Genomic DNA, 22,786 nt, shown 5'->3' on the forward strand with positions numbered 1-22,786 from the left:
TACATTCATGTCTGTAAGAGGAATGTCACAGGGCCATCATTGACCAGATGCACCTGCATATCCGCGCCAAAACGCCCTGAAGCTACCTTGCCATGCAATTGTTGCGCTTGTAACAGCAAGTGATCAAAAAGCGCTGCACCAAGGGCCGGAGGGGCCGCTTTGGAGAAGCTGGGCCGTAACCCGCTTTTGGTATCCGCCGCCAGGGTAAACTGCGACACCAGCAGCAAACCGCCGCCGATGTCCTTCAAGGACAGGTTCATCTTGCCCTCGTCGTCGCTGAACACCCGATAGTTAAGCAGCTTGTGCAACAGTTTGTCGGCACTCTGCGGCGTATCCTCAGGTTCGACGGCCACCAGCACCAGCAAACCCTGATCGATTGCCCCGACAATTTCGCCGGCCACTTCCACCCGGGCGCCACGCACCCGTTGCAACAGGCCCTTCATGCTTCTTCAGGTGGCAGATCAAGCAGGCGCCGTGCCATCTCGCCGGTCGCACGTACCAGTGCGTCGGTGATACCCGGCTCGGACGCAGCATGGCCAGCCTCACGGATCACCTGGAGTTCACTGTTGGGCCACGCCTGATGCAGCTCCCAGGCGTTGTCCAGCGGGCAGATCATATCGTAGCGGCCATGAATGATTACGCCAGGCAGATGGGCGATCTTGTGCATGTCGCGAATCAGCTGGTCAGGTTCCAGGAAGGAGTTGTTGGTGAAGTAGTGACACTCGATACGTGCAATCGACAGCGCACGCTGCGGCTCGGCGAAGCGCTCGATCTGCTGCGGGTTCGGGCACAGGCTCAGCATGCGACCTTCCCAGGTGGACCACGCCTTGGCGGCGTGCATCTGGGCAATCTGGTCGTTGCCGGTGAGGCGTTTGTGGTAGGCCGTGAGCAGGTCGTGGCGTTCGTCCTGTGGGATCGGCGCCAGGTAGTCCTGCCAGTAATCCGGGAACATACGGCTGGCGCCGGCCTGGTAGAACCACTGAATGTCTTGGGGGCGGGCCAGGAAAATGCCACGCACGATCAAGCCATGCACACGCTCGGGATGGGTTTGCGCGTAGGCCAGCGCCAGGGTCGAGCCCCAGGAACCGCCAAACAGCACCCATTTGTCGATGCCCAGGTGCTCGCGAATGCGCTCCAGGTCGGCGACCAAGTCCCAGGTGGTGTTGTTTTCCAGGTTGGCGCGCGGGGTAGAGCGGCCGCAGCCACGCTGATCAAAAGTAACAATGCGGTATAGATTCGGGTCGAAATAGCAGCGGCTGTTGGCGTCGCAACCGGCGCCCGGGCCTCCGTGGATGAAGACAACAGGCAAGCCTTCGGGGGAGCCACTTTCATCGACATACAGCGTATGGATGTCATCGACTGCCAGATCGTGCCGGGCGTAGGGTTTGATCTGCGGGTACCAAGTCTGCATTGCGCGCTCCGTAGGGTGTCGGGTTCATCCCTGAGGGGACGTCTATTATTCTGCCGTTTGGCATCATAAACCCGAATTGTGCAATGAGCATGTCCTTGAGCACTTAGACCTGTGTCAGCCCTTCGCGCTTCAGGTAATCCAGCACGGCGTCGTACAGCACGTCCACTTCCCGCACCTGGCCGCGCGCGCGCAAACAGCCGTGGACGAGGCCCTTGCCCGGGTACAACAGCGTCTGAACACCGGCCTCGCGCAGGCGCTCGGCGTAGAGCATGCCGTCGTCACGCAGAGGGTCGAACTGGGCCACCGCGATCAGCGCTTTGGGTAAACCGCTGAAATCCCGGGCCAGCAGCGGCGTGGCAAAGGGTGACGGGTGGCGCGTGCCGCGCAGGTAGAGCGCCAGGTAACAGTCAGTGTCGGCGGTGCTGAGCAGTGGCGCGTCCATGCAGTCTCGACGCGATGGCAAATCGGCCGGGCCGCCCAATCCGGGGTAAATCAGCACCTGGGCTCGGGGTAACGGCTGGCCGTCATCGCGCAGGCCCATGCACAAAGCCGCCGCCAGATTGCCACCCGCACTGTCGCCGATCACGGCCAGGCGTTGCGGGTTTATGGCATGCGGCCCCTCCCCCGCCTGGATCGCCTGCCAGACCGCGCGGCAATCTTCATACGCGGCGGGGAACGGATGTTCGGGGGCCAGGCGATAGTCGATAGCAATCACCAGCACTTGCAGGGTGTTGGCGAGTTCGAAGCAGATGAAGTCGTGGGAGTCCAGGCCGCCGACTACCCAGCCGCCGCCGTGCATATAAAGGAGGCAGGGCCAGCCTCCAGCCGGAGCCTCTGCGGTGGGCAAGTAACTGCGCACGCCGACGCCGCCGAGGGGAAAGTCGGAAACCGCCAACCCTTTCGGCACTGGCGGGGTGAAGGCTTGGCACATGCGATCGTAGCTTTGGCGCAAACTCGCCAGCGACGAGTCGGCGCTGGTGAAGGATTCGGTTTTAGCGACGAAGGCTGCAAGCTGTGGAGAAATCGGGTACATGCGCAATTATCCCCAACGATGAAAACCTGAATGTGGGAGCTGGCTTGCCTGCGATAGCGGTTTTTCAGCCACCGTTCCATTGACTGCCACACCGCCATCGCGGGCAAGCCCGGCTCCCACATGGCTCTCTAGTGTTTGGTCTGGCGGAGAAGGCTCAGGGTTTGAGGCTGGCCTGCACCGCCGCTACGCCATCGTTGCCATCAAACGCCGTCACACCTGTCAGCCAGCGCTGCAAGTCTTCGGGATGGTCACGCAACCATTGCCTGGCCACATCCTGCGGCGACTGGCGCTCCATGATCGGCACCATCAACTGGCTTTCCTGTGCCGCCGTGAAGGTCAGGTTTTCCAGCAACCGGTTGGCATTCGGGCAACGCTGGGCGAAGTCCGGCGCGGTGACGGTAGACACAGTGGCGCGGCCTTCGTCAGGGCCGAACACGTCTTCACTGCCGGTGAGGTAGGCCATTTTCATGTTGATGTTCATCGGGTGCGGGGTCCAGCCCACAAACACCACGAACTCCTTGCGGTTCACCGCACGCTGCACCGCCGCGAGCATGCCCGCTTCACCGGAGGCGACCAGCTTGAAGCCGCCGAGGCCGAAGCGGTTTGTGTCGATCATTTTCTGGATATCGGAGTTGGCGCCGCTGCCGGGCTCAATGCCGTAGATCTTGCCGCCCAATTGGTCCTTGAAGCGCGCAATGTCGGCGAAGGTTTTCAGGCCAGCGTCCGCCACGTATTGCGGCACGGCCAGGGTCGCCTGGGCGTCGGCGAGGCCGGGTTTGTCGAGGACCTTGACCTGCCCCGCCGCGAGGAACGGTGCGATGTTGTTGTCCATCGCCGGTTTCCAGTAGCCGAGGAAGATGTCCAGGCGTTTGTCGCGGATGCCGGCGAAGATGATCTGCTGCACGGCGCTGGTTTGTTTGCTGTCGTAGCCCAGGCCCTTGAGCAACACGTCGGCCATGCCGGAGGTGGCGATCACGTCGGTCCAGCTGACGACCCCCATGCGCACGGTTTTGCAGGAGGCCGGATCGGCGGCCATGGCGTTGGCGCTGATCAGCGCAGCGCAGGTGAGGGTCAACAACAGTCGTTTCATGGATGAGGTCTCACTCGGCAGCTTTTATTGTGGGGAGTGGCGTCTGACGCGCCGTACTCACAACCTTACCGAGCAGGAACCCTGTTAACACGACCTGTGGCGACCGGCAGTTGCACTGCGGCGACGGTGAGGCCCTCATCGCAGGCAAGCCAGCTCCCACACTTGAAGGTGTTCACAATTCAAAGGTGGGAGCTGGCTTGCCTGCGATAGCGATTTCAGCGGTAACGCTTCTGCCCCCAAGCCAGCAACCCTTCCAGCAACTGCTTCAACACCCCCTGCGTCGGCTCAGCCAGGTCCGGCCGATAGCGGAACGGTTCAAACTCTTCCATATACGCGCTCTGGCACAACTCCAGCTGCACCGCATGAATATCCTGCGCCGGGTTGCCGTAGTGACGGGTGATATGCCCGCCCTTGAAGCGCCCGTTCAGCACATGGGTGTACTGCGGATGCCTGGCGCAAATGGCTTCGAGCTGGCCTGCCAGCTCGGGATCACAGGCCGCCCCGTTGAAGGTGCCCAGGTTGAAGTCCGGCAGCTTGCCGTCAAACAGATGCGGGATCACCGAACGGATCGAGTGCGCGTCAAACAGCAGCGCGTAGCCGAACTCGGCCTTGAGGCGTGCCAGTTCTTCCTGAAGCGTGCGGTGGTAAGGCCCCCATATCTTTTGCAGGTAGGTCGCGCGTTCTTCTTCAGACGGCGCCAAGCCTTCGCGGAACAATGGCACGCCGTCAAACAGCGTCGCCGGGTACAGCCCGGTCGTGGCGCCGACGTACAACGGTGTGTCGTCGGACGGCCGGTTCAGGTCGATGACAAACCGCGAGTACTGCGCCGATAAGGTGCTGGCACCCAGCGCTTCGGCAAAGTCATACAACCTGGGGATGTGCCAGTCGGTGTCCGGCAGGCTTTGCGCCTCGGGGATCAGCCCGGCCTCTACGGCTGGCGTCAGGCGCAGGCCCGCGTGGGGCATGCTGATCAGCAGCGGCACACGGCCTTTCTTGAAGTTCAGAACCTTATCCACAACGGTACTCCTTAAACGGTGACATCGACGCCATGGCGCACGACGCGTTTATCCAGTTCGCCGCCCAACCAGTAGGCCAGGTCGGCGGGGCGATCAATCTGCCAGGCGACAAAGTCGGCGACCTTGCCCACTTCCAGCGAGCCGTGGGTATCGCCCATGCCCAGCGCGGTAGCCGCGTGCTGCGTGGCGCCGGCCAGGGCTTCTTCCGGCGTCATGCGAAACAGGGTGCAGGCCATGTTCAACATCAGGCGCACCGACAACGCCGGTGACGTGCCGGGGTTGAGGTCGCTGGCAATGGCGATTTTCACGCCGTGTTTGCGCAGGGCCTCCATCGGCGGCAACTGGGTTTCACGCAGGAAGTAGAACGCGCCCGGCAACAACACCGCGACGGTGCCGGAGGCGGCCATGGCGATGGCGTCTTCTTCGGTCATGAATTCCAGGTGGTCCGCCGACAACGCGTGATAGCGCGCCGCCAGGCTGGAGCCGTGCAGCGACGACAATTGCTCGGCGTGCAGCTTCACCGGCAGGCCGAGTTGCTGGGCAACCTTGAACACGCGCTCGACCTGCTCGGTGGAAAACGCCAGGTATTCGCAGAATGCATCCACCGCGTCCACCAGCCCTTCTGCCGCCAACGCCGGCAGCATTTCGCTGCAGATGTGCTCGATGTAGTCATCGGCGCGGTCCTTGTACTCCGGCGGCAACGCGTGCGCCGCCAGGCATGTGGCGCGCACGCTGACCGGCAGCGCTTCGCCGAGACGACGCGCAACCCGCAACATCTTGCGTTCGTTCGCCAGGTCCAGGCCGTAGCCGGATTTGATCTCCACCGTGGTCACGCCGTCGCGCAGCAAACTGCGCAGGCGCTTGTGCGCGCTGGCAAACAGCTCATCTTCAGTGGCGGCGCGAGTCGCCCGCACGGTGCTGGCAATACCGCCACCCCTGGCGGCGATTTCGGCGTAGCTCACACCTTCAAGGCGCTGCTCGAATTCGCCGCTGCGATTGCCACCGAACACCGTGTGGGTGTGGCAGTCGATCAGCCCGGGGGTGACCCACGCGCCTTGCAGGTCGTGAACCTGCGCATAGTCACCCTGGGGCAATTGCGCCAAAGGGCCGATCCACTCAATGAGCGAACCGGCGGTGACCATGGCGGCATCCTCGATGATCGAGTATTTGCCCTGGGCCATGGTTGCGACGTGGCAGTGTTGCCAAAGCGTTTTCATCAACGCCTCCCTAAGTTATCGATGAGACAAAGCCGGGTCGTAATGGACCCTGGCCGCTTGCCCGGCGGCGGGTTTGACCCACAGCAGGTAGGCAACGACCAGCAGCACGATCCATACAGCGCCGACCAGCAAGGCCGCCTGGGTATCCGGGAAATAACCCAGCACGCCAAACACGAACAGCATAAAAACGATGGCCGCTGCAGGCGCATACGGCCAGAACGGAACCGGGAATTTCAGCTCGGCCACCTGCTCCTTTGTCATTGAGCGGCGCATGGCGACCTGGGTGAACAGAATCATCAGCCACACCCACACGGTGGCGAAGGTGGCGATCGAAGCAATCACCAGGAATACGTTTTCCGGAATCAGGTAGTTCAGCACCACGCCGCCGAGCAGCGCCGCGCCCATCACCACCACGGTCATCCACGGCACGCCGTGTTTCGACAGCTGGGCAAAACCCTTGGGCGCCTGCCCTTGCTGGGCCAGGCCGTACATCATGCGGCCAGCGCCGAAGATGTCGCTGTTGATGGCCGAGACCGCCGCAGAGATCACCACGATATTGAGGATGGTCGCCGCCGAGCCGATGCCCAGGATGCTGAAGATTTGCACGAACGGGCTGCCCTGGCTGCCGATCTGCGGCCATGGGTAGATCGCCATCAGCACGAACAGGGTCAGCACGTAGAACAACAGGATGCGCAGCGGCACGGCGTTGATCGCTTTGGGGATCACGCGTTGCGGGTCTTTGGCTTCACCGGCGGTGATGCCGATGATCTCGATACCGCCGAAGGCAAACATCACCACGGCAAACGAGGCGATCAAGCCGCCAATGCCGTTGGGCATGAAGCCGCCGTGGGCCCACAGGTTGCTGATACCGCTGGCCTGGGTTTCACCGGCCGAGTGGATACCGAACAGCATGATGCCGAAACCGCCGAGGATCATCGCCACGATGGCGCTGACCTTAAGCAACGACAGCCAGAACTCCATCTCGCCAAACACTTTGACGTTGCACAGGTTCAGGCCGCCGATCAAAAACACGATGCCGAGCACCCAGATCCAGCGCGCGACCTCGGGAAACCAGAAGCCCATGTAGATGCCGAAAGCCGTTACGTCGGCGAGGCAGACGATGATCATTTCAAAGGCGTAGGTCCAGCCCAGGATAAACCCGGCCATGGGGCCCAGGTAGGTGCTGGCGTACTGGCCGAAGGAGCCGGACACCGGGTTGTGCACCGCCATTTCACCGAGGGCGCGCATCACCATGAACACGGCGGCGCCACCGATCAGGTAGGCCAGCAGCACGGCGGGGCCGGCCATTTGGATGGCGGAGGCGGAGCCGTAGAAAAGCCCGGTGCCGATTGCCGACCCCAGTGCCATGAAGCGAATATGTCGGGCGTTTAGCCCGCGTTTCAAACCCTTTTCTTGCGTGTGCATTTCTCGTCCCTAATTATTTTTATCCTGAGAGAACTTGAATCCGCTGAAGATCAAATGTGGGAGCTGGCTTGCCTGCGATGGCGGTGTATCAGTCACACATGTTTCAACTGACAGATAGCTATCGCAGGCAAGCCAGCTCCCACACTGGATCTGCGTCAGCCTTAGAGGCTTGGAAGCAACTTGGCCGGCACCAGCTCATTCAGGCAGCGGCTGGCGAGCAGTTCGCTGGCGGCGTTGATGTCGGGTGCGAAGAAGCGGTCTTTCTCATAGAACGCCACTTTTTCGCGCAGGATCGCGCGGGCTTTTTCAAGCACCGGCGAGGTCTTCAAACCGTCGCGCAGGTCCAGGCCCTGGCACGCGGCCAACCATTCAACGGCCAACACACCACGGGTGTTCTCGGCCATTTCCCACAAACGCTTGCCCGCAGCCGGGGCCATGGACACGTGGTCTTCCTGGTTCGCCGAGGTCGGCAGGCTGTCCACGCTGTGTGGATGCGCCAGTGCCTTGTTCTCACTGGCCAGTGCCGCCGCCGTCACCTGGGCGATCATGAAGCCGGAGTTCACACCGCCATTGCCCACCAAAAACGGCGGCAGTTGCGACATGTGCTTGTCCATCATCAGCGAGATACGACGTTCGCTCAGGGAGCCAATCTCGGCAATCGCCAGCGCCATGTTATCAGCGGCCATGGCCACCGGTTCCGCGTGGAAGTTGCCACCGGAGATCACGTCGCCTTCGGCTGCAAACACCAGCGGGTTATCCGACACGGCGTTGGCCTCCACCACCAGCACTTCGGCGGCCTGGCGGAACTGGGTCAGGCAGGCGCCCATGACTTGTGGCTGGCAACGCAGGGAATACGGGTCTTGCACCTTGTCGCAGTTCTCGTGCGACTGAGACACCTGGCTGCTTTCACCGAGCAGGGCGCGGTAGGCCGCCGCTGCATCGATCTGCCCTCGCTGACCGCGCGCGGCATGAATGCGGGCGTCGAACGGCGAGCGCGAGCCCAGCACCGCTTCCACGGTGAGGGCGCCGCACGCCAGCGCGCCGGCGAACAGGTCTTCACCTTCGAACAGGCCACGCAAGGCATAGGCGGTGGACACCTGAGTGCCGTTGAGCAACGCCAGGCCTTCTTTGGCGGCGAGGGTCAGCGGCGTCAGGCCAGCGACTTTCAGCGCGTCGGTCGCTTCCAGCCATTCGCCCTTGTAGCGGGCCTTGCCTTCGCCCAGCAGTACCAGCGACATGTGCGCCAAGGGCGCCAGGTCACCGGAAGCACCGACCGAACCTTTCAACGGAATGTGCGGGTACACCTCGGCGTTGATCAGCGCGATCAGCGCGTCGATCACCTGGCGGCGGATCCCGGAGAAGCCACGGCTCAGGCTGTTGACCTTGAGCACCATGACCAGCCGCACCAGCGCATCGCTGATCGGCTCACCGACGCCCGCGGCATGGGACAGCACCAGTGAACGCTGGAGGTTTTCCAGGTCTTCACTGGCGATGCGGGTCGAGGCCAGCAGGCCGAAACCGGTGTTGATGCCATAGGCGGTGCGGTTCTCGGCGAGAATCTGCTCCACGCAGGCCACACTGGCTTCGATCTGCGCCGAGGCGCTGTCATCCAGGCTGAGGGTTACCGGCTGCTGGTAGATGGCCCGCAGTTGGGCGAGGCTCAGTTGGCCTGGAATCAGAGTTAGCGCAGTCACATTCATGCTCCTTTGAATTGTTCTTTAAAAAGTGTCAGTGCAAATGGGGTAATACGCGGTGCAGCAAAGCGGTGTCGTGGAGCAGCGCCGCGGCGGTCGCGATGTCCGGCGCCAGCCAGCGGTCCTGTTCATACGGCGGGATGTGTTCACGCAGCAAACGCCAGGCGCTGTCGGTGCCCGCGCCGAAGCGCTGCTCCTTCAAAAATTCGAAGGCCTGGGCCGCCAGCAGGTACTCGATGGCAAGAATCTGGGTGACGTTGGCCAACAGTTGATGCAGCTTGAGCGCGGCATTGGTGCCCATGCTCAGGTGGTCTTCCTGCAGGCCCGAGGTAACGAAGTTGTCGAGCACCGCCGGTTGCGCCAGCTGGCGGTTTTGCCCGCACAGGGAGGCGGCGACGTATTGCACGATCATCATCCCGGAGTTGACCCCGGGGTTGCTGACCAGAAAGGCCGGCAAGCCGCTGACATGCGGGTTGATCAGGCGGTCCAGGCGGCGCTCGGCCACCGAGCCGATTTCGGCCATGGCAATGGCGAGCATGTCGGCGGCCAGTGCCACCGACTGACCATGCGGGTTGGCCTGGGAGACCACGCGATAGCTGTCCGGGGTGCCGAGCAGCAGCGGGTTGTCGGTGGCGCTGTTGAGTTCGGTCTCGATCTGGCGCGTGGCATGTTCAACCTGATCGCGGGCCGCGCCGTGGATCTGCGGGATCGAGCGCAGGCTCAGCGCGTCCTGGGTGCGAAGGCCTTTGCTGCTGGCGATCACTTCGCTGCCGTCGAGCAAGGCGCGCAGGTTGATGCCGACGTGCTGCATGCCTGGGTGCGGCTTGAGGGCAATGATGGCTTCGTCGAAGGCGTCGATCTGGCCGCGCTGGGCCTCGAAACTCATGGCGCCGATCACGTCGGCCCATTGCAGCAAATGGTGCGCGTCGGCCAGGGCCAGGCAGCTCAGGCCGGTCATGCACGGCGTGCCGTTGACCAGGCACAGGCCGTCCTTGGCGCCGAGTACCACGGGCTGCAAACCTTCTGCGCTCAAGGCTTGTTGCGCCGGGACGACCTGACCCTTGTAGCTCACGTTGCCGACGCCGAGCAAGGCCACGCCGACGTGGGCCATATGGGTCAGATAACCCACCGACCCCTGGGAGGGCACTTGCGGCGTGATGCCGTGGTTGAGCAGCGCCAGTAGCGAATGCACCACTTGCGGGTGCAGGCCGGATTTGCCGTGGCTGTAGTTGATGATGGCAGCGCAGATGATTGCGCGGGTTTGTTCGTCGCTGAGCACCGGGCCGACGCCGCAGGCGTGGCTCAACAGGGTGTTGCGCGACAGCTGGCTGAGTTGCTCGCCCTTGAGCGATACATTGCACAGCGCGCCCAGGCCGGTGTTGACGCCATAGGCGCGCTCGCCGCTGGCGACGATGCGCTGCACGATGGCCTGGGCATTGTCGATACGCGCCCAGGCCTGGCCCGAGAGTTCGAGTACGGCGCCGTGTCGGGCGACGGCGACCACGTCCTGCCAGCGCAGCGGGGCGTCGGCGATGATGATTTTTGCTGCCTGGGACATCTTTGTACCTTCTTCAATTCTTGTGCAGCCTTACCGGCCTCTTCGCGAGCAAGCCCGCTCCCACAGTTGATCGGGTTTACACAGGGCCAGTGTGGTGAAGCTGCTGGCCCTATCGCGGGCAAGCCCGGCTCCCACCGTTGAACGGTGTGAACCCGATCAAATGTGGGAGCTGGCTTGCCTGCGATAGGGCCAGCCGGCTCACCACAACACCCGGATCAGACCACCGCCGCCCGTCGCTGAACAAACCGGTCCACATACTCATCCGCCGGCGAATGCAGGATCTCGCGCGGCGTGCCGACCTGGATCAGTTTGCCGTCCTTGAGGATCGCTATGCGGTTGCCGATGCGCACGGCCTCGTCGAGGTCGTGGGTGATGAATACGATGGTTTTGTGCAGGGTCTTTTGCAGCTCGAGCAACTGGTCCTGCATCTCGGCGCGGATCAGCGGGTCGAGGGCGCTGAAGGCTTCGTCCATCAGGATGATGTCGGTGTCAGCCGCCAGTGCGCGGGCCAGACCCACACGCTGGCGCATGCCGCCGGAGAGCTGGTGCGGGTATTTGTTTTCGTAGCCCTTGAGGCCCACGGTTTCGATCCAGTGCAGCGCGCGCTCGGCGCACACCTGCTTGGTTTCGCCGCGCACTTTCAGGCCGTAGGCGACGTTGTCGAGCACGCTCTTGTGGGGCAACAGGCCGAAGCTCTGGAACACCATGCTGATCTTGTGTCGACGGAATTGGCGCAGGGCTTCCATGTCCAGTTGCAGGATGTCTTCGCCGTCCACCAGGATCGCGCCGCTGGTAGGGTCGATCAGGCGGTTGAAGTGGCGCACCAGCGTGGACTTGCCGGAACCCGACAGGCCCATGATCACAAAAATCTCGCCGGTGCCGATGCTCAGCGACAAGTCATTCACGCCGACCACGCAGCCGGTCTCGGCCAGCACCTGGTCCTTGGTCTTGCCCTGGCCAATCATGGCCAAGGCGTCCTTCGAACGGTTGCCGAAGATCTTGAAGACGTTTTTAACTTCAATTTTGCTGACAGTAGTCATTTGCTCGCCTCATGCCGTGGACGACCATAGGCCTGGGTAATGCGGTCGATGACCACTGCAAGAATCACAATCGCCAGCCCGGCTTCGAGGCCACGGCCAACGTTGAGGGTCTGGATGCCGACAAGCACGTCTTCACCCAGGCCACGCGCGCCGATCATCGAGGCGATCACCACCATCGACAGCGCCATCATGGTGGTCTGGTTGATACCGGCCATGATGCTCGGCAAAGCCAGCGGCAGTTGCACGCCGAACAGTTGCTGCCAGCGGTTGGCGCCGAAGGCGTTGATGGCTTCCATGACTTCGCCGTCGACCTGGCGAATGCCCAGGTCAGTGAGGCGAATCAGCGGCGGTGCGGCGTAGATCACCGTGGCGAAAATCGCCGGCACCTTGCCCAGGCCGAACAACATCAACACCGGGATCAGGTACACGAAGCTGGGCATGGTTTGCATGATGTCGAGCAGCGGCATCAACACCGAACGCAGGCGATTGCTGCGTGCCGACAGAATGCCCAGCGGAATGCCGATCAGCACCGAGATCACCGTGGCGACCATCATCAATGCCAGGGTTTGCATCAGCTTGTCCCACAGGCCAACGGCGCCCACCAGGAACAGCAAACCGACGATCACCGCGGTGGTCACCAGCTTGCGGGTGGCGTGCCAGGCAATGCCGCCGACGATGGCCAGCATCAGCCACCAGGGCGCCGCGCGCAGCATGCCTTCCAGGTTGACGATGGCCCATAGCAGGGTGTCGGAGATGTGCCGGAACACGTCGCCGTAGTTGGTGACCAATGAGTCCACCCAACCGTTGACCCAGTCGGCGATGGAAAACGTAAAACTCTCAGGGAACATAGCGTGCTCTCGATCCAGTGGGTTGTGGCCGGGCGCCCGGTTGTCGGTTGAGACAACCGGGAACGCTCAACCTACAAGGCCGCGTCGATTTTCTTGGCTGCGTCGTCGCTCACCCATGCGTGCCAGACCTCAGGATGTTCCTTGAGGAAAATTTTCGCCAGTTTTGGCGACTCAATTCGCTCTTTGGCCATGCGACCGAGGTTCTGATTCAGCAGATCGATGGGCAGGTTGACCTTCTCAAGCACCGCCACCAGTTCAGGCGCTTGCTCGTGGAAGGCCTTGGACAGGCCCACCTTGATGCTTACGCTTTTATCCACACCGGGTTTTTCTTCCAGCTTGACCAGGTCGACCTGGCCCATCAGCGGGGTTGGCGACCAGTAGTAGAACAGGATCGGCTCGCCACGCTTGTAGCTCGACAGCACCGCCGCATCCAGCGCCGGGCCGGTGCCTGGGCGGAAGTTGGTGTAGGTGCTTTCCAGGCCGTAGCTCTTGAGCATTTCGCTGTTGTCCAGCTCGCAGGTCCAGCCGGCCGGGCAGTTGTAGAAACGGCCCTTGGACGGTTCTTCCGGGTCCTTGAACACCGAGGCGTACTTGGCCAGGTCAGCGATGTTTTTAAGGTCCGGGGCCTTGGGTTCAAGCTTGCGCTTGGCGTCGCCTTCGATCACGTAACGCGGCACGTACCAGCCTTCGATGGCACCCACGATTGGCGCGCCGACGCCGACAACTTTGCCGGCCTTCTCGGCCTTGTTCCAGACTTCGCTGCGGCCCACCCACTCTTCGGCAAACACCTGGATGTCGTTGCTGCTCAAGGCGTTTTCCATGGTGATGGAGTTGCCCGGCAGGCTGTCGGTTTTGCAGTCGTAGCCTTTTTCCAGCACGGTTTGCAGGATGTCGGTGAGCAACATGCCGCTTTCCCAGTTCAGGCCCGCAAACTTCACCGGTTTGCCGGATTCGCACCAGCCGGCCGCCTGGGCGCCAGCACTTGCCAACACACTGGCTGAGAACAACGTGGCCAACAGGGTCTTATTCATGTTCATTGTTGTGACGCTCCCAATCTTGAAATGGATTACGGCAGTCAGTAGGCATCCTGCCCTGTCCACGTCCCATCAGGCCTGTGCAGCCAGCCCGTTTGTCGTTGTGGGTATAGCGCCCTGCTCTACCGGCAGGATCAGGTGTTCAGGGACCGCGCCGTGCCATTTTTTGGCACACACGTAATACAGGGCTGCGGGAAGTACCAGACCGATGATCCAGGAAATATCCACATCACCCAGTGCGGCCACCAAGGGGCCGGTGTAGAACTTGGTGGAGATGAACGGCAATTGCACCAGCACACCGAAGACATAGACGCTGATGCCGAGCGGGTTCCAACGGCCGTAGCGGCCCTTCGGATCGGCCAGCGCCGGCACGTCATAACGCTCGCGAGTGATGCAGTAGTAATCCACCAGATTGATCGCGCTCCAGGGCGTGAAGAACGCCAGCAGGAACAGGATGAATGACTTGAATGCACCGAGGAACGAGTGCTGCCCGAGCAATGCAATCAGGGTCGCAGTGCCGACGATGACGAGCACGAACACCAGGCGCTGCAGGCGCGTGACCTCCAGGCGACCACGAAAGCCGCTGATGATGGTCGCAATGCACATGAAGCTGCCGTAGGAGTTCAGCGTGGAGATGGTCACCTTGCCGAACGCGATGCTGAAATACAGCAGCGCAGCGGTGGCGCCCGTGCCGCCCAAGCCCACGATGTAGGCCACTTCGTGACCGGCGAACTGCCCGTTGGACATGGCCGCGGCAAACACACCGAGGACCATCGCCACCTGCGCACCCATCACTGAACCGGCGCCAGCGGCGAAGAAGGTTTTCACCGAAGACGTCTTGCTCGGCAGGTAGCGCGAATAGTCCGCCACATAAGGACCGAAAGCGATTTGCCAGGATGCCGCCAGCGACACCGCCAGCAGAAAACTGCTCCAGCTGAAATGGCGGATTTGCAGAAGCGCGCCGATGTCGGTCTGGCTCACTAGGCGACTGAACAGATAGACAAAGGCGATCACGCCAATGACGCTGGCGACGCGGCCGATAAAATGGATCACCCGGTAACCGAGCACCGTGACCAGCACGATGACACTGGCGAAGATCAGAATACCGACGCTGTCGCTGACACCGAACAACTGGCCCAGCGCCTGACCGGAAAGCACCGTGCCGGTGGCGGTGAAACCGAGGTACATCAGGCACACCAACACGATCGGAATCGCCGCGCCATACACGCCGAACTGCACCCGGCTGGAAATCATCTGCGGCAGGCCCAGCTTGGGCCCTTGCGCCGCGTGCAACGCCATCACGCCACCGCCAATCAGTTGGCCGATCAACAGACCGATCAACGACCAGAACACATCACCGCCCAGCACCACGGCCAGGGCCCCGGTGACAATCGCGGTGATTTGCAGGTTGGCACCCATCCATAGAGTGAACTGGCTGAACAGACGACCGTGTCTTTCCGCTTCCGGGATGTAGTCGATCGAACGCCTTTCGATCAACGGGGTGGTGTCATTTGCAGCCATGAGTGTTCAACCTCTGATGGATTGTTTACCTGTACACATTGCTCTTCTGTGGGAGCTGGCTTGCCTGCTCCCACACAAGACTGGCTCCCAGAGCCCGTCGTTACTTGATCATCGGGAGGTTGAGGCCCTGCTCTTTGGCACAATCGATAGCGATCTGGTAGCCGGCATCTGCGTGACGCATCACACCGGTGGCCGGGTCGTTGTGCAGGACGCGGGCAATGCGCTCGGCCGCTTCGTCGGTGCCGTCACATACGATCACCATGCCGGAGTGCTGTGAGAAGCCCATGCCCACGCCGCCGCCGTGGTGCAACGAGACCCAGGTCGCGCCGCTCGCGGTGTTAAGCAGGGCGTTCAGCAGTGGCCAGTCGGACACGGCGTCGGAGCCGTCCTGCATCGCTTCGGTTTCGCGGTTCGGGCTGGCGACCGAGCCGGAGTCGAGGTGGTCACGGCCGATCACCACCGGTGCCGCCAGCTCGCCGCTGCGCACCATTTCGTTAAAGGCCAGGCCCAGCTTGGCGCGCTGGCCCAGGCCGACCCAGCAGATACGCGCCGGCAGGCCCTGGAAGCTGATGCGCTCGCGGGCCATGTCCAGCCAGTTGTGCAGGTGGGCGTCGTCCGGGATCAGTTCTTTGACTTTGGCGTCGGTCTTGTAGATGTCTTGCGGGTCGCCCGACAGTGCAGCCCAACGGAACGGGCCGATGCCACGGCAGAACAGCGGGCGAATGTACGCCGGCACGAAACCCGGGAAGTCGAAGGCGTTTTCCACACCCACTTCTTGCGCCATTTGGCGGATGTTATTGCCGTAGTCGAAGGTCGGAATGCCTTGTTTCTGGAAGTCCAGCATCGCCTGAACGTGCACGGCCATCGACTGCTTGGCAGCCTTGATCACTTCGGCCGGTTCGGTTTTGGCGCGGGCGCGGTATTCGTCCCAGCTCCAGCCGGCGGGCAGGTAGCCGTTGAGCGGGTCGTGGGCGCTGGTCTGGTCGGTGACCATGTCGGGGCGCACGCCGCGCTTGACCAGTTCCGGCAGGATTTCTGCCGCGTTACCCAGCAAGGCGATGGAGATGGCCTTGCCTGCCTTGGTGTACTTGGCGATGCGCGCCAGGGCGTCGTCGAGGTCGGTGGCTTGTTCGTCGACGTAACGGCTGGCCAGGCGGAAATCGATACTGACTTGCTGGCATTCAATGTTCAGCGAGCAGGCACCGGCCAGGGTTGCCGCCAGAGGCTGAGCGCCGCCCATGCCGCCGAGGCCGGCGGTGAGTACCCAGCGGCCGGTCAGGTTGCTGTTGTAATGCTGACGGCCGGCTTCGACGAAGGTTTCGTAGGTGCCCTGGACGATGCCCTGGCTGCCGATGTAGATCCAGCTGCCGGCGGTCATCTGGCCATACATGGCCAGGCCCTTGGCATCCAGTTCGTTAAAGTGTTCCCAGCTGGCCCAGTGCGGCACCAGGTTGGAGTTGGCGATCAGTACGCGCGGCGCATTGCTGTGGGTTTTGAACACGCCGACCGGCTTGCCGGATTGCACCAGCAGGGTCTCGTCGTCGTTCAGGTGGGTGAGGCTCTCGACGATCTGGTCGTAGCACTCCCAGTTACGCGCCGCACGGCCGATGCCGCCGTACACCACCAGCTCTTTGGGGTTCTCGGCCACTTGAGGGTCGAGGTTATTCATCAACATGCGCAACGGCGCTTCAGTCAGCCAGCTTTTGGCGGTGAGCTTGGTACCGTGGGCGGCGCGGATTTCTACGTCACGGTATTGAGTAGGCTTGGTCACAAAAAACTCCTCGGCAATCGATGCGCATGCTGTGTTGGTGCGAAGACGACTCTTACGCACACATCTCTACTTGTACATACAAGCATATGCAATCAAGCGGCCAACTTTCTGCGGGAGCTGTTGAGATTTTTTTGGAATGCGTGCGCGGGCCTTTGAAATTAAGGCCTGCAGGCTCAATGAAATTTGTGTCGGAAGGGTTTTGCGGCGTAAGAAGCTTGTCACGGCAGCGTGGCTTTGCGCCACGCTGGGGCGTTAGGTAACAATTTGGTGCGAGGGCTGGAAACAGATTTTATGATCACCAGAAAACAAATGTGGGAGCTGGCTTGCCTGCGATAGCGGTGTGTCAGTCAGCACATCTGCTGTTGATACACCGCTATCGCAGGCAAGCCAGCTCCCACATTTTTTTAACCGCGTGCGGTCAGTTCGATAATGCAGCAACGGCCACTTACAGCGAGATCCAGCAGCCCAGTGTTACCGTCCACTTGCAGGCAGTCATGATGACCAAGCGTCTCGCCCAGCACTTTCACCTCATCCGCCACGCTGAACACCATCACCGTGTGAGCCGTGCTGAAAAGCCGCTGCACGCCATCCATCCACTGCAAGCGTGCGTGGTAACGCTCTGGCGAATAGATCAGGTTAAAGTCGCGGATCGGCCCGGTAATCAGGCGGCACGACACCTCGCTCTCTCCCTTGAACGCGAACGGCTGCAGCGGTAACAACCCGCGCTGCTCCTCGCCATCCACCGTCAACACCATGCCCGCGCCCTTGATCACGGTGATCACGCGCTGGTAGCCCGCAAAGGTCGAGAAGCCGCCGGACTCGGCGATGTCGGCAATCGACAGGCGCCAGCCAAAACCATCCAGCCCTTCGCCAGCGTCACGGGTAATTTCTTCGGTGCTGCCGCCGCCGTTTTTCCACGGCATGCGCACGTAATCGGTGGCGCGCCAGACTGTTACTGCACTCATTTACTGAAACGTCCTTCCAGGCTGTGACGGGAACCAGGGTGGATCAATCGCGCGGCGGTCACCGGCTGGCGGCCAGACCAGGTACGCCGGCGAATCAACAGGCATGGCTCGCTCGGCTCGATCTGCAACAGCTTGCACTCGGCGGCATCGGCGAGGATCGCTTCAACCACGTGCTCGCCTTCGGTCAATGGCGCGACCTGGTTCAAATACGCGTAGGGGGTTTGCAGGGTGAAATCCTGTTGCAGGTATTCCGGGGCGACCAGCGCGTTGACGAAGCGGTCTTCGATTTGCACCGGAATATCGTTTTCAAAGTGCACGATCAACGAGTGAAACACCCGCCCGCCTTCGCGCATTTCCAGGGCAACGGCACGCTCGGAACCGGCGGCCTCTTCGCACAGGTGGATGACCTGGCAGGTATGCCGGTGGCCGCGCGAGGCGATCTCGTCGGCAATGTTGTGCACTTCAAACAGCGCCGACTGGCTCTTGGGCTCGGCGACGAATGTGCCCACGCCTTGCATGCGCACCAGCAACCCTTCGGCAGTCAGCTCGCGCAGGGCGCGGTTGATAGTCATGCGGCTGAAGCCCAGTTGGCTGACCAGCTCGCTTTCGGACGGCACGCGGTAATGCGGCGGCCAGTTGCCGTTGAGGATCTGCTGGCTGATCATCTGTTTGACGCGGGCATACAAGGGCGCCGGACTTTCGTCCATGTGGGCAGCCAGCGAAGACTTGGCAGGCGGAGTCGGCACAGGGAATCCTTGCAGGGGAAAAAGATGCATAGATTGCCGGAGTTTACCGAGCAGGCAAACGTCTGTATATGTATATACAAATAAACACACGACCGGGGTGCCTTGATCATGTCCGCTTTCTTTGCTGAACGCGCGCTGCTGCCTAATGGATGGGCCAACGATGTACGTCTTGAAGTCAGCGCCGATGGCGTACTGACAAAGGTTGAGGCCAATGCCAGTGCAGACGGCGCCGAACGGCTGAGAGGCCCGCTGCTGGCGGGCATGCCCAACCTGCATTCCCACGCGTTCCAACGCGCCATGGCGGGCTTGGCCGAAGTGGCTGGCAACCCGAATGACAGCTTCTGGACATGGCGCGACTTGATGTACCGGATGGTCGGCAAGATCAGCCCGGAGCAATTGCAAGTCATCGCGCGTCAGCTGTATATCGAAATGCTCAAGGCGGGTTACACCTCGGTCGCCGAATTTCACTACGTGCACCATGACGTCAGCGGCCAGCCGTATGCCGACCGCACCGAGCTGTCGCGGCAGATCAGCCAGGCAGCGGCCAGCAGCGGAATCGGCCTGACACTGGTGCCGGTGCTGTACACCCACTCCGGGTTTGGCGGCCAGGCACCGAACGAAGGCCAGCGCCGGTTTATCAACAGCACTGAACACTACCTGGACCTGCAAGCGCAGCTCAAACCCATCCTCGCTGCGCAACAGGCGCAGCAGGTGGGGTTGTGTTTCCACTCACTGCGCGCGGTGACGCCGCAACAGATCAATGAAGTGTTGGCGGCCAGCGACAAGGCGTGCCCGGTGCATATCCATATCGCCGAGCAGCAAAAGGAAGTCGATGATTGTTTGGCCTGGAGCGGCAAGCGTCCGCTGCAATGGCTGTATGACAATGTTGAGGTGAATGAGCGCTGGTGCCTGGTGCACGCGACGCACGCCGACGCCGATGAAGTGGCGCGCATGGCCAAGAGCCGCGCGATTGCCGGTTTGTGCCTGACCACGGAAGCCAACCTGGGCGACGGAATTTTCCCGGCGGTGGATTTTCTCGCCCAGGGCGGGCGCATGGGCATCGGTTCCGACAGCCATGTGTCACTGAGCGTGGTGGAAGAATTGCGGTGGCTGGAATACGGCCAGCGTCTGCGTGACCAGCGGCGCAACCGGTTGTATCGAAATGATCAGCCGATGGTCGGGCGCACATTGTTTGATGCCGCACTGGACGGCGGCGCTCAGGCATTGGGGCAGCCGATTGGTCGGCTGGAAGTGGGTAAACGCGCAGATTGGCTGGTGCTGGACGGCAACGATCCGTACCTGGCAACGGCAAGCGAGGACGGGATTCTAAATCGCTGGTTGTTCGCAGGCGGCGACCGGCAAGTGCGCGATGTACTGGTGAATGGCAAGTGGGTGGTGCGGGACGGGCACCATGCCGGCGAGGAAGACAGCAGCCGGGCGTTTACTCAAGTATTGAGAGATCTGCTGGGTTAACAGGCAACACATAACACATGTGGGAGCGGGCTTGCTCGCGAATGCGGTGTGTCAGTCAGAACATCTGATACTGATACACCGCATTCGCGAGCAAGCCCGCTCCCACATTTTGATCGGCGACACGCTCAGGCTATTGCGAAGTCTTCGCCATCTGCTTGTCCGACGTACGCCAGATCAACCGCGTGGTGTCATACCCCTGCTGACGCGCCCTGCTCAGCAGGTCTTCGCGGGTGTCGGCATTCACCGTTGGCGTGCGCGACAGGATCCACATGTAGCGCCGGCTCGGGCTGCCCACGAGTGCGGTCTTGTAGTCATCGCTGACATACAGCACCCAGTAATCGCCCTTGGCGACGCCCGGCAGCAACGCCGTGAACCAGTTATTGAATTCCACCCAGAGCTTGTCGGTCTTGCCCGGCACTTGCGGCGTGGCCGTGCCCTTGGCTTCTTCCCACTTCCATTCGGTCGTCAGGCAGCGGTTGAACACCGACATGTCGCCATCAGGCAGCAGTGTGTAACGGGCTTCGGACTGCGCGCAGTTGCGCTGGAAGTACATCGGCAATCGAGCCAACTCATACCAGGTGCCCTGGTAACGCTTGAGGTTGACGTTGCTCACGGTCTTGGGTTGCAGATCATCGCCAGAATGGCTGGCGCAGCCCGCCAAAAACAGGCTGGCGCAAAGAAACAAAACAAAACGCATCATTCTTCTTCTCCCGCAGGCTCGCGCCCCGGTTTACTTCAGGCCTTGCCCGGAAAACATCAAAACTTTGTCACCGGCGTATTGCACGCTGATAAAGCTGGTTTTATCGCCCCAGGTGCAACTGGACATACCCAGCGCGCCGGAACAATCGGTTGGCTTACCCAGCAACGACTCCACATCGACCTTGTCCATGCCAGCCGACAGCTTCGCGTAGTTTTCTTGATTGACCTTGCTGCAAGCGGCCAACAGCACGCAAAAAGCCAGCAGGGCGAGACGGCGTAACGACATGGAAAAACTCCTGGAGGGACGAAGCAGTTGGGGTATCTGCCAGAAGCTTAGAAGGGAAAAGGGGTGTCTGGTTCCCGATGGGGGGTGGTATTTCTTTTTTGTGCAAACAACCTCTTTTCATCACATTTTTAGAGCCAAATATCCCCCCTTTCGTCGGCCACCTTCTCTATAGGACTGAATAAAGACTAAAATCGGTCGCATTGTTGAGCGAGGGCTAATCCATGAAATTCTCATCCCAGATAAAACCTATCAGCTATCTGAAAAGCCATACCGCTGAAATTGTCAAAACACTTACTGAAAGCCGAGAGCCTCTGGTGATCACCCAAAACGGTGAAGCAAAGCTGGTGGTGATGGACGTGAGGAGCTTTGAAGAGCAGGCAGAGACCATGGCGCTGTTAAAGCTTTTAGCCTTGGGCAACCGGCAGATCGAATTGGGGCAGTTCCAGGACATGGAGGATGTGTTCTCAGAACTGGATAAGGACGACGCTCAATGACATTCAGGGTTGTGATTCTCTACTCGGCAAAAAACGACCTTAAAGATCTCAAGTCTTATCTAATTCGGCAGTTCTCTGCATCGACCTGGCAACAAACCTATGAGTCTTTGAAACAAGCTATGCGTCGCCTTGAAACGCAGCCTTATGCGGGATCGATACCGGAAGAAATCGAGAAGCTGAACCTCAGCCAGTATCGGCAAGTTGTCAGCGGTATGAACCGAATCATCTATGAAATCCGAGACACCATTATCTACATCCACATCATTGCAGACACTCGGAAAAACCTGCAGGCGCTGCTGCTGAAAAATCTCATCCAATAAACAAAAAGCCCCGAAATGCGATAAGCACTTCGGGGCTTTTTGTTACGACCAAGTTGTTACGAAAAAGGCTTACTTTTTGTGATAAGCCGTCACACGCTCAACTTCTTCTTTCGACCCCAGGAACACCGCCACACGCTGGTGCAGGCCTTCGGGCTGGATGTCGAGGATGCGCTGGTGGCCGTCGGTGGACGCACCGCCCGCCTGCTCAACCAGGAACGACATCGGGTTGGCTTCGTACATCAAACGCAGCTTGCCTGGCTTGGACGGCTCGCGGCTGTCGCGCGGGTACATGAACAAGCCACCACGGGTCAGGATGCGGTGCACGTCAGCGACCATCGCGGCGACCCAGCGCATGTTGAAGTTCTTCTTCAACGGGCCTTCTTCGCCAGCCATCAGCTCGCCGACATAGCGGGTCACCGGCTCTTCCCAGTGGCGCTGATTGGACATGTTGATCGCGAATTCCTGGGTGGACGCAGGAATGGTGATGTCTTCGTGGGTGAGTACGAAGCTGCCCATTTCGCGGTCCAGGGTGAAGCCTTTGACGCCGTCGCCCAGGGTCAGTACCAGCATGGTCTGTGGGCCGTAGATGGCGTAACCGGCAGCGACCTGCTCGGTGCCTGGCTGCAGGAAGGCCTTTTCGTTCAAGGCTTCGTTCTGGCTCAGGTATTCGTTCGGGCAACGCAGTACCGAGAAGATGGTGCCGACCGGTGCGTTGATGTCGATGTTGGACGAACCGTCCAGTGGGTCGAACACCAGCAGGTAGGCGCCTTTAGGGTACTTGCCCGGGATCTGGTAGGCATTGTCCATTTCTTCGGACGCCATGCCGGCCAGGTGACCGCCCCATTCGTTGGCTTCGAGCAGGATCTCGTTGGAGATCACGTCGAGCTTCTTCTGCACTTCGCCTTGGACGTTTTCAGTGCCCATGCTGCCCAGGACACCACCCAATGCGCCTTTGGAGACGGCGTGGCTGATTTCCTTGCAAGCACGCGCCACCACTTCGATAAGGAAGCGCAGATCGGCAGGCGTGTTGTTGCTGCGGGTCTGCTCGATCAAATAGCGACTCAGGGTAACGCGGGACATGTAAGGCTCCGGAGAATGGGGGGCTTGAAAACCCGCGCAGTTTAACGCGAGTCGAGGGTTATTTC

22 protein-coding genes are annotated in these 22,786 nt (G+C 61.0%); 3 read left to right on the forward strand and 19 right to left on the reverse strand.

Annotation, left to right across the window (positions count from 1 at the left end):
* Window positions 1-5: 5 nt before the first annotated feature.
* From dtd to hutC, 16 genes are all read right to left on the reverse strand, one after another.
* Window positions 6-443, reverse strand: coding sequence for a D-aminoacyl-tRNA deacylase (gene dtd / locus ACP7A2_RS21670; protein WP_426135884.1), 438 nt, complete (start codon window positions 441-443; stop codon window positions 6-8).
* Window positions 440-1,411, reverse strand: coding sequence for a prolyl aminopeptidase (gene pip / locus ACP7A2_RS21675; RefSeq protein WP_426135885.1), 972 nt, complete (start codon window positions 1,409-1,411; stop codon window positions 440-442). Before pip ends, dtd begins: the two co-directional genes overlap by 4 nt.
* A gap of 103 nt (window positions 1,412-1,514) precedes the next feature.
* Window positions 1,515-2,444, reverse strand: coding sequence for an alpha/beta hydrolase (locus ACP7A2_RS21680; RefSeq protein WP_426135886.1), 930 nt, complete (start codon window positions 2,442-2,444; stop codon window positions 1,515-1,517).
* 154 nt (window positions 2,445-2,598) lie between these two features.
* Window positions 2,599-3,534, reverse strand: coding sequence for a choline ABC transporter substrate-binding protein (locus ACP7A2_RS21685; RefSeq protein ID WP_426135887.1), 936 nt, complete (start codon window positions 3,532-3,534; stop codon window positions 2,599-2,601).
* Between the two features lie 215 nt (window positions 3,535-3,749).
* Window positions 3,750-4,550 carry an N-formylglutamate deformylase gene (hutG, locus tag ACP7A2_RS21690; protein ID WP_426135888.1) on the reverse strand — a complete coding sequence of 267 codons (801 nt, stop codon included), beginning with the start codon at window positions 4,548-4,550 and terminating at the stop codon, window positions 3,750-3,752.
* Between the two features lie 11 nt (window positions 4,551-4,561).
* Window positions 4,562-5,767 carry an imidazolonepropionase gene (hutI, locus tag ACP7A2_RS21695; protein WP_426135889.1) on the reverse strand — a complete coding sequence of 402 codons (1,206 nt, stop codon included), beginning with the start codon at window positions 5,765-5,767 and terminating at the stop codon, window positions 4,562-4,564.
* A gap of 15 nt (window positions 5,768-5,782) precedes the next feature.
* Window positions 5,783-7,192 (reverse strand): amino acid permease, encoded by a 1,410-nt coding sequence (locus ACP7A2_RS21700; protein WP_426135890.1) that lies wholly within the window; start codon window positions 7,190-7,192, stop codon window positions 5,783-5,785.
* 161 nt (window positions 7,193-7,353) lie between these two features.
* The gene (gene hutH / locus ACP7A2_RS21705) at window positions 7,354-8,892 is read right to left on the reverse strand and encodes a histidine ammonia-lyase (RefSeq protein WP_426135891.1); all 1,539 of its coding nucleotides are present in this window, start codon (window positions 8,890-8,892) and stop codon (window positions 7,354-7,356) included.
* A 28-nt stretch (window positions 8,893-8,920) separates the two neighbouring features.
* A complete protein-coding gene (locus tag ACP7A2_RS21710) occupies window positions 8,921-10,444 on the reverse strand; it encodes an HAL/PAL/TAL family ammonia-lyase (RefSeq protein ID WP_426135892.1) in 1,524 nt (507 codons plus the stop codon).
* 215 nt (window positions 10,445-10,659) lie between these two features.
* Complete coding sequence (locus ACP7A2_RS21715; protein ID WP_426135893.1) at window positions 10,660-11,484, reverse strand: quaternary amine ABC transporter ATP-binding protein; 825 nt, start codon at window positions 11,482-11,484, stop codon at window positions 10,660-10,662.
* Window positions 11,481-12,332: an ABC transporter permease gene (locus ACP7A2_RS21720; RefSeq protein ID WP_426135894.1), complete on the reverse strand. Its 852-nt coding sequence runs from the start codon at window positions 12,330-12,332 to the stop codon at window positions 11,481-11,483. Before ACP7A2_RS21720 ends, ACP7A2_RS21715 begins: the two co-directional genes overlap by 4 nt.
* Window positions 12,333-12,403: 71 nt before the next feature.
* Window positions 12,404-13,369, reverse strand: a complete 966-nt coding sequence (locus ACP7A2_RS21725) for an ABC transporter substrate-binding protein (protein ID WP_426135895.1) — start codon at window positions 13,367-13,369, stop codon at window positions 12,404-12,406.
* 69 nt (window positions 13,370-13,438) lie between these two features.
* Window positions 13,439-14,887 (reverse strand): purine-cytosine permease family protein, encoded by a 1,449-nt coding sequence (locus ACP7A2_RS21730; protein WP_426135896.1) that lies wholly within the window; start codon window positions 14,885-14,887, stop codon window positions 13,439-13,441.
* A 100-nt stretch (window positions 14,888-14,987) separates the two neighbouring features.
* Window positions 14,988-16,658: a urocanate hydratase gene (gene hutU / locus ACP7A2_RS21735; protein ID WP_426135897.1), complete on the reverse strand. Its 1,671-nt coding sequence runs from the start codon at window positions 16,656-16,658 to the stop codon at window positions 14,988-14,990.
* Window positions 16,659-17,062: 404 nt separating this feature from the next.
* Complete coding sequence (locus ACP7A2_RS21740; protein WP_426135898.1) at window positions 17,063-17,623, reverse strand: HutD/Ves family protein; 561 nt, start codon at window positions 17,621-17,623, stop codon at window positions 17,063-17,065.
* Complete coding sequence (gene hutC, locus ACP7A2_RS21745; protein WP_348062226.1) at window positions 17,620-18,330, reverse strand: histidine utilization repressor; 711 nt, start codon at window positions 18,328-18,330, stop codon at window positions 17,620-17,622. The genes ACP7A2_RS21740 and hutC overlap by 4 nt, the downstream gene beginning before the upstream one ends.
* Window positions 18,331-18,477: 147 nt before the next feature.
* On the opposite strand from hutC, the gene ACP7A2_RS21750 reads away from it, so the two are divergent.
* On the forward strand, window positions 18,478-19,842 hold the full coding sequence (locus ACP7A2_RS21750; protein ID WP_426135899.1) for a formimidoylglutamate deiminase: 1,365 nt from the start codon (window positions 18,478-18,480) through the stop codon (window positions 19,840-19,842).
* Between the two features lie 130 nt (window positions 19,843-19,972).
* Here the strand turns inward: ACP7A2_RS21750 and ACP7A2_RS21755 are convergent, their stop codons facing one another.
* Window positions 19,973-20,542: a lipocalin family protein gene (locus ACP7A2_RS21755; protein ID WP_426135900.1), complete on the reverse strand. Its 570-nt coding sequence runs from the start codon at window positions 20,540-20,542 to the stop codon at window positions 19,973-19,975.
* Window positions 20,543-20,572: 30 nt separating this feature from the next.
* On the reverse strand, window positions 20,573-20,827 hold the full coding sequence (locus ACP7A2_RS21760) for a hypothetical protein (protein ID WP_426135901.1): 255 nt from the start codon (window positions 20,825-20,827) through the stop codon (window positions 20,573-20,575).
* A 221-nt stretch (window positions 20,828-21,048) separates the two neighbouring features.
* Here ACP7A2_RS21760 and ACP7A2_RS21765 point away from each other — a divergent pair, with 221 nt between their 5' ends.
* The gene (locus ACP7A2_RS21765; RefSeq protein ID WP_426135902.1) at window positions 21,049-21,321 is read left to right on the forward strand and encodes a type II toxin-antitoxin system Phd/YefM family antitoxin; all 273 of its coding nucleotides are present in this window, start codon (window positions 21,049-21,051) and stop codon (window positions 21,319-21,321) included.
* Window positions 21,318-21,641 carry a type II toxin-antitoxin system RelE/ParE family toxin gene (locus ACP7A2_RS21770; protein WP_426135903.1) on the forward strand — a complete coding sequence of 108 codons (324 nt, stop codon included), beginning with the start codon at window positions 21,318-21,320 and terminating at the stop codon, window positions 21,639-21,641. The genes ACP7A2_RS21765 and ACP7A2_RS21770 overlap by 4 nt, the downstream gene beginning before the upstream one ends.
* A gap of 69 nt (window positions 21,642-21,710) precedes the next feature.
* Here ACP7A2_RS21770 and ACP7A2_RS21775 read toward each other — a convergent pair whose 3' ends face one another.
* Window positions 21,711-22,721, reverse strand: a complete 1,011-nt coding sequence (locus ACP7A2_RS21775; protein WP_003237460.1) for a class 1 fructose-bisphosphatase — start codon at window positions 22,719-22,721, stop codon at window positions 21,711-21,713.
* Between the last annotated feature and the right edge of the window lie 65 nt (window positions 22,722-22,786).

This window comes from Pseudomonas sp. PWP3-1b2 (assembly GCF_049896045.1).
GTDB classification, from domain to species: Bacteria; Pseudomonadota; Gammaproteobacteria; order Pseudomonadales; family Pseudomonadaceae; genus Aquipseudomonas; species Aquipseudomonas antarctica_B.

Bases quoted from the DNA above. Each gene is read 5' to 3' on its own strand.
- ACP7A2_RS21765 (WP_426135902.1), top strand. From the start codon at position 21,049: ATGAAATTCTCATCCCAGATAAAACCTATCAGCTATCTGAAAAGCCAT.
- ACP7A2_RS21770 (WP_426135903.1), top strand. From the start codon at position 21,318: ATGACATTCAGGGTTGTGATTCTCTACTCGGCAAAAAACGACCTTAAA.
- ACP7A2_RS21755 (WP_426135900.1), bottom strand. From the start codon at position 20,542: ATGATGCGTTTTGTTTTGTTTCTTTGCGCCAGCCTGTTTTTGGCGGGC.
- pip (WP_426135885.1), bottom strand. From the start codon at position 1,411: ATGCAGACTTGGTACCCGCAGATCAAACCCTACGCCCGGCACGATCTG.
- dtd (WP_426135884.1), bottom strand. From the start codon at position 443: ATGAAGGGCCTGTTGCAACGGGTGCGTGGCGCCCGGGTGGAAGTGGCC.
- hutI (WP_426135889.1), bottom strand. From the start codon at position 5,767: ATGAAAACGCTTTGGCAACACTGCCACGTCGCAACCATGGCCCAGGGC.
- ACP7A2_RS21700 (WP_426135890.1), bottom strand. From the start codon at position 7,192: ATGCACACGCAAGAAAAGGGTTTGAAACGCGGGCTAAACGCCCGACAT.
- ACP7A2_RS21740 (WP_426135898.1), bottom strand. From the start codon at position 17,623: ATGAGTGCAGTAACAGTCTGGCGCGCCACCGATTACGTGCGCATGCCG.
- ACP7A2_RS21725 (WP_426135895.1), bottom strand. From the start codon at position 13,369: ATGAACATGAATAAGACCCTGTTGGCCACGTTGTTCTCAGCCAGTGTG.
- ACP7A2_RS21760 (WP_426135901.1), bottom strand. From the start codon at position 20,827: ATGTCGTTACGCCGTCTCGCCCTGCTGGCTTTTTGCGTGCTGTTGGCC.
- ACP7A2_RS21715 (WP_426135893.1), bottom strand. From the start codon at position 11,484: ATGACTACTGTCAGCAAAATTGAAGTTAAAAACGTCTTCAAGATCTTC.
- ACP7A2_RS21680 (WP_426135886.1), bottom strand. From the start codon at position 2,444: ATGTACCCGATTTCTCCACAGCTTGCAGCCTTCGTCGCTAAAACCGAA.
- ACP7A2_RS21710 (WP_426135892.1), bottom strand. From the start codon at position 10,444: ATGTCCCAGGCAGCAAAAATCATCATCGCCGACGCCCCGCTGCGCTGG.
- ACP7A2_RS21750 (WP_426135899.1), top strand. From the start codon at position 18,478: ATGTCCGCTTTCTTTGCTGAACGCGCGCTGCTGCCTAATGGATGGGCC.
- ACP7A2_RS21720 (WP_426135894.1), bottom strand. From the start codon at position 12,332: ATGTTCCCTGAGAGTTTTACGTTTTCCATCGCCGACTGGGTCAACGGT.
- ACP7A2_RS21685 (WP_426135887.1), bottom strand. From the start codon at position 3,534: ATGAAACGACTGTTGTTGACCCTCACCTGCGCTGCGCTGATCAGCGCC.
- ACP7A2_RS21775 (WP_003237460.1), bottom strand. From the start codon at position 22,721: ATGTCCCGCGTTACCCTGAGTCGCTATTTGATCGAGCAGACCCGCAGC.
- hutC (WP_348062226.1), bottom strand. From the start codon at position 18,330: ATGGACGAAAGTCCGGCGCCCTTGTATGCCCGCGTCAAACAGATGATC.
- hutH (WP_426135891.1), bottom strand. From the start codon at position 8,892: ATGAATGTGACTGCGCTAACTCTGATTCCAGGCCAACTGAGCCTCGCC.
- ACP7A2_RS21730 (WP_426135896.1), bottom strand. From the start codon at position 14,887: ATGGCTGCAAATGACACCACCCCGTTGATCGAAAGGCGTTCGATCGAC.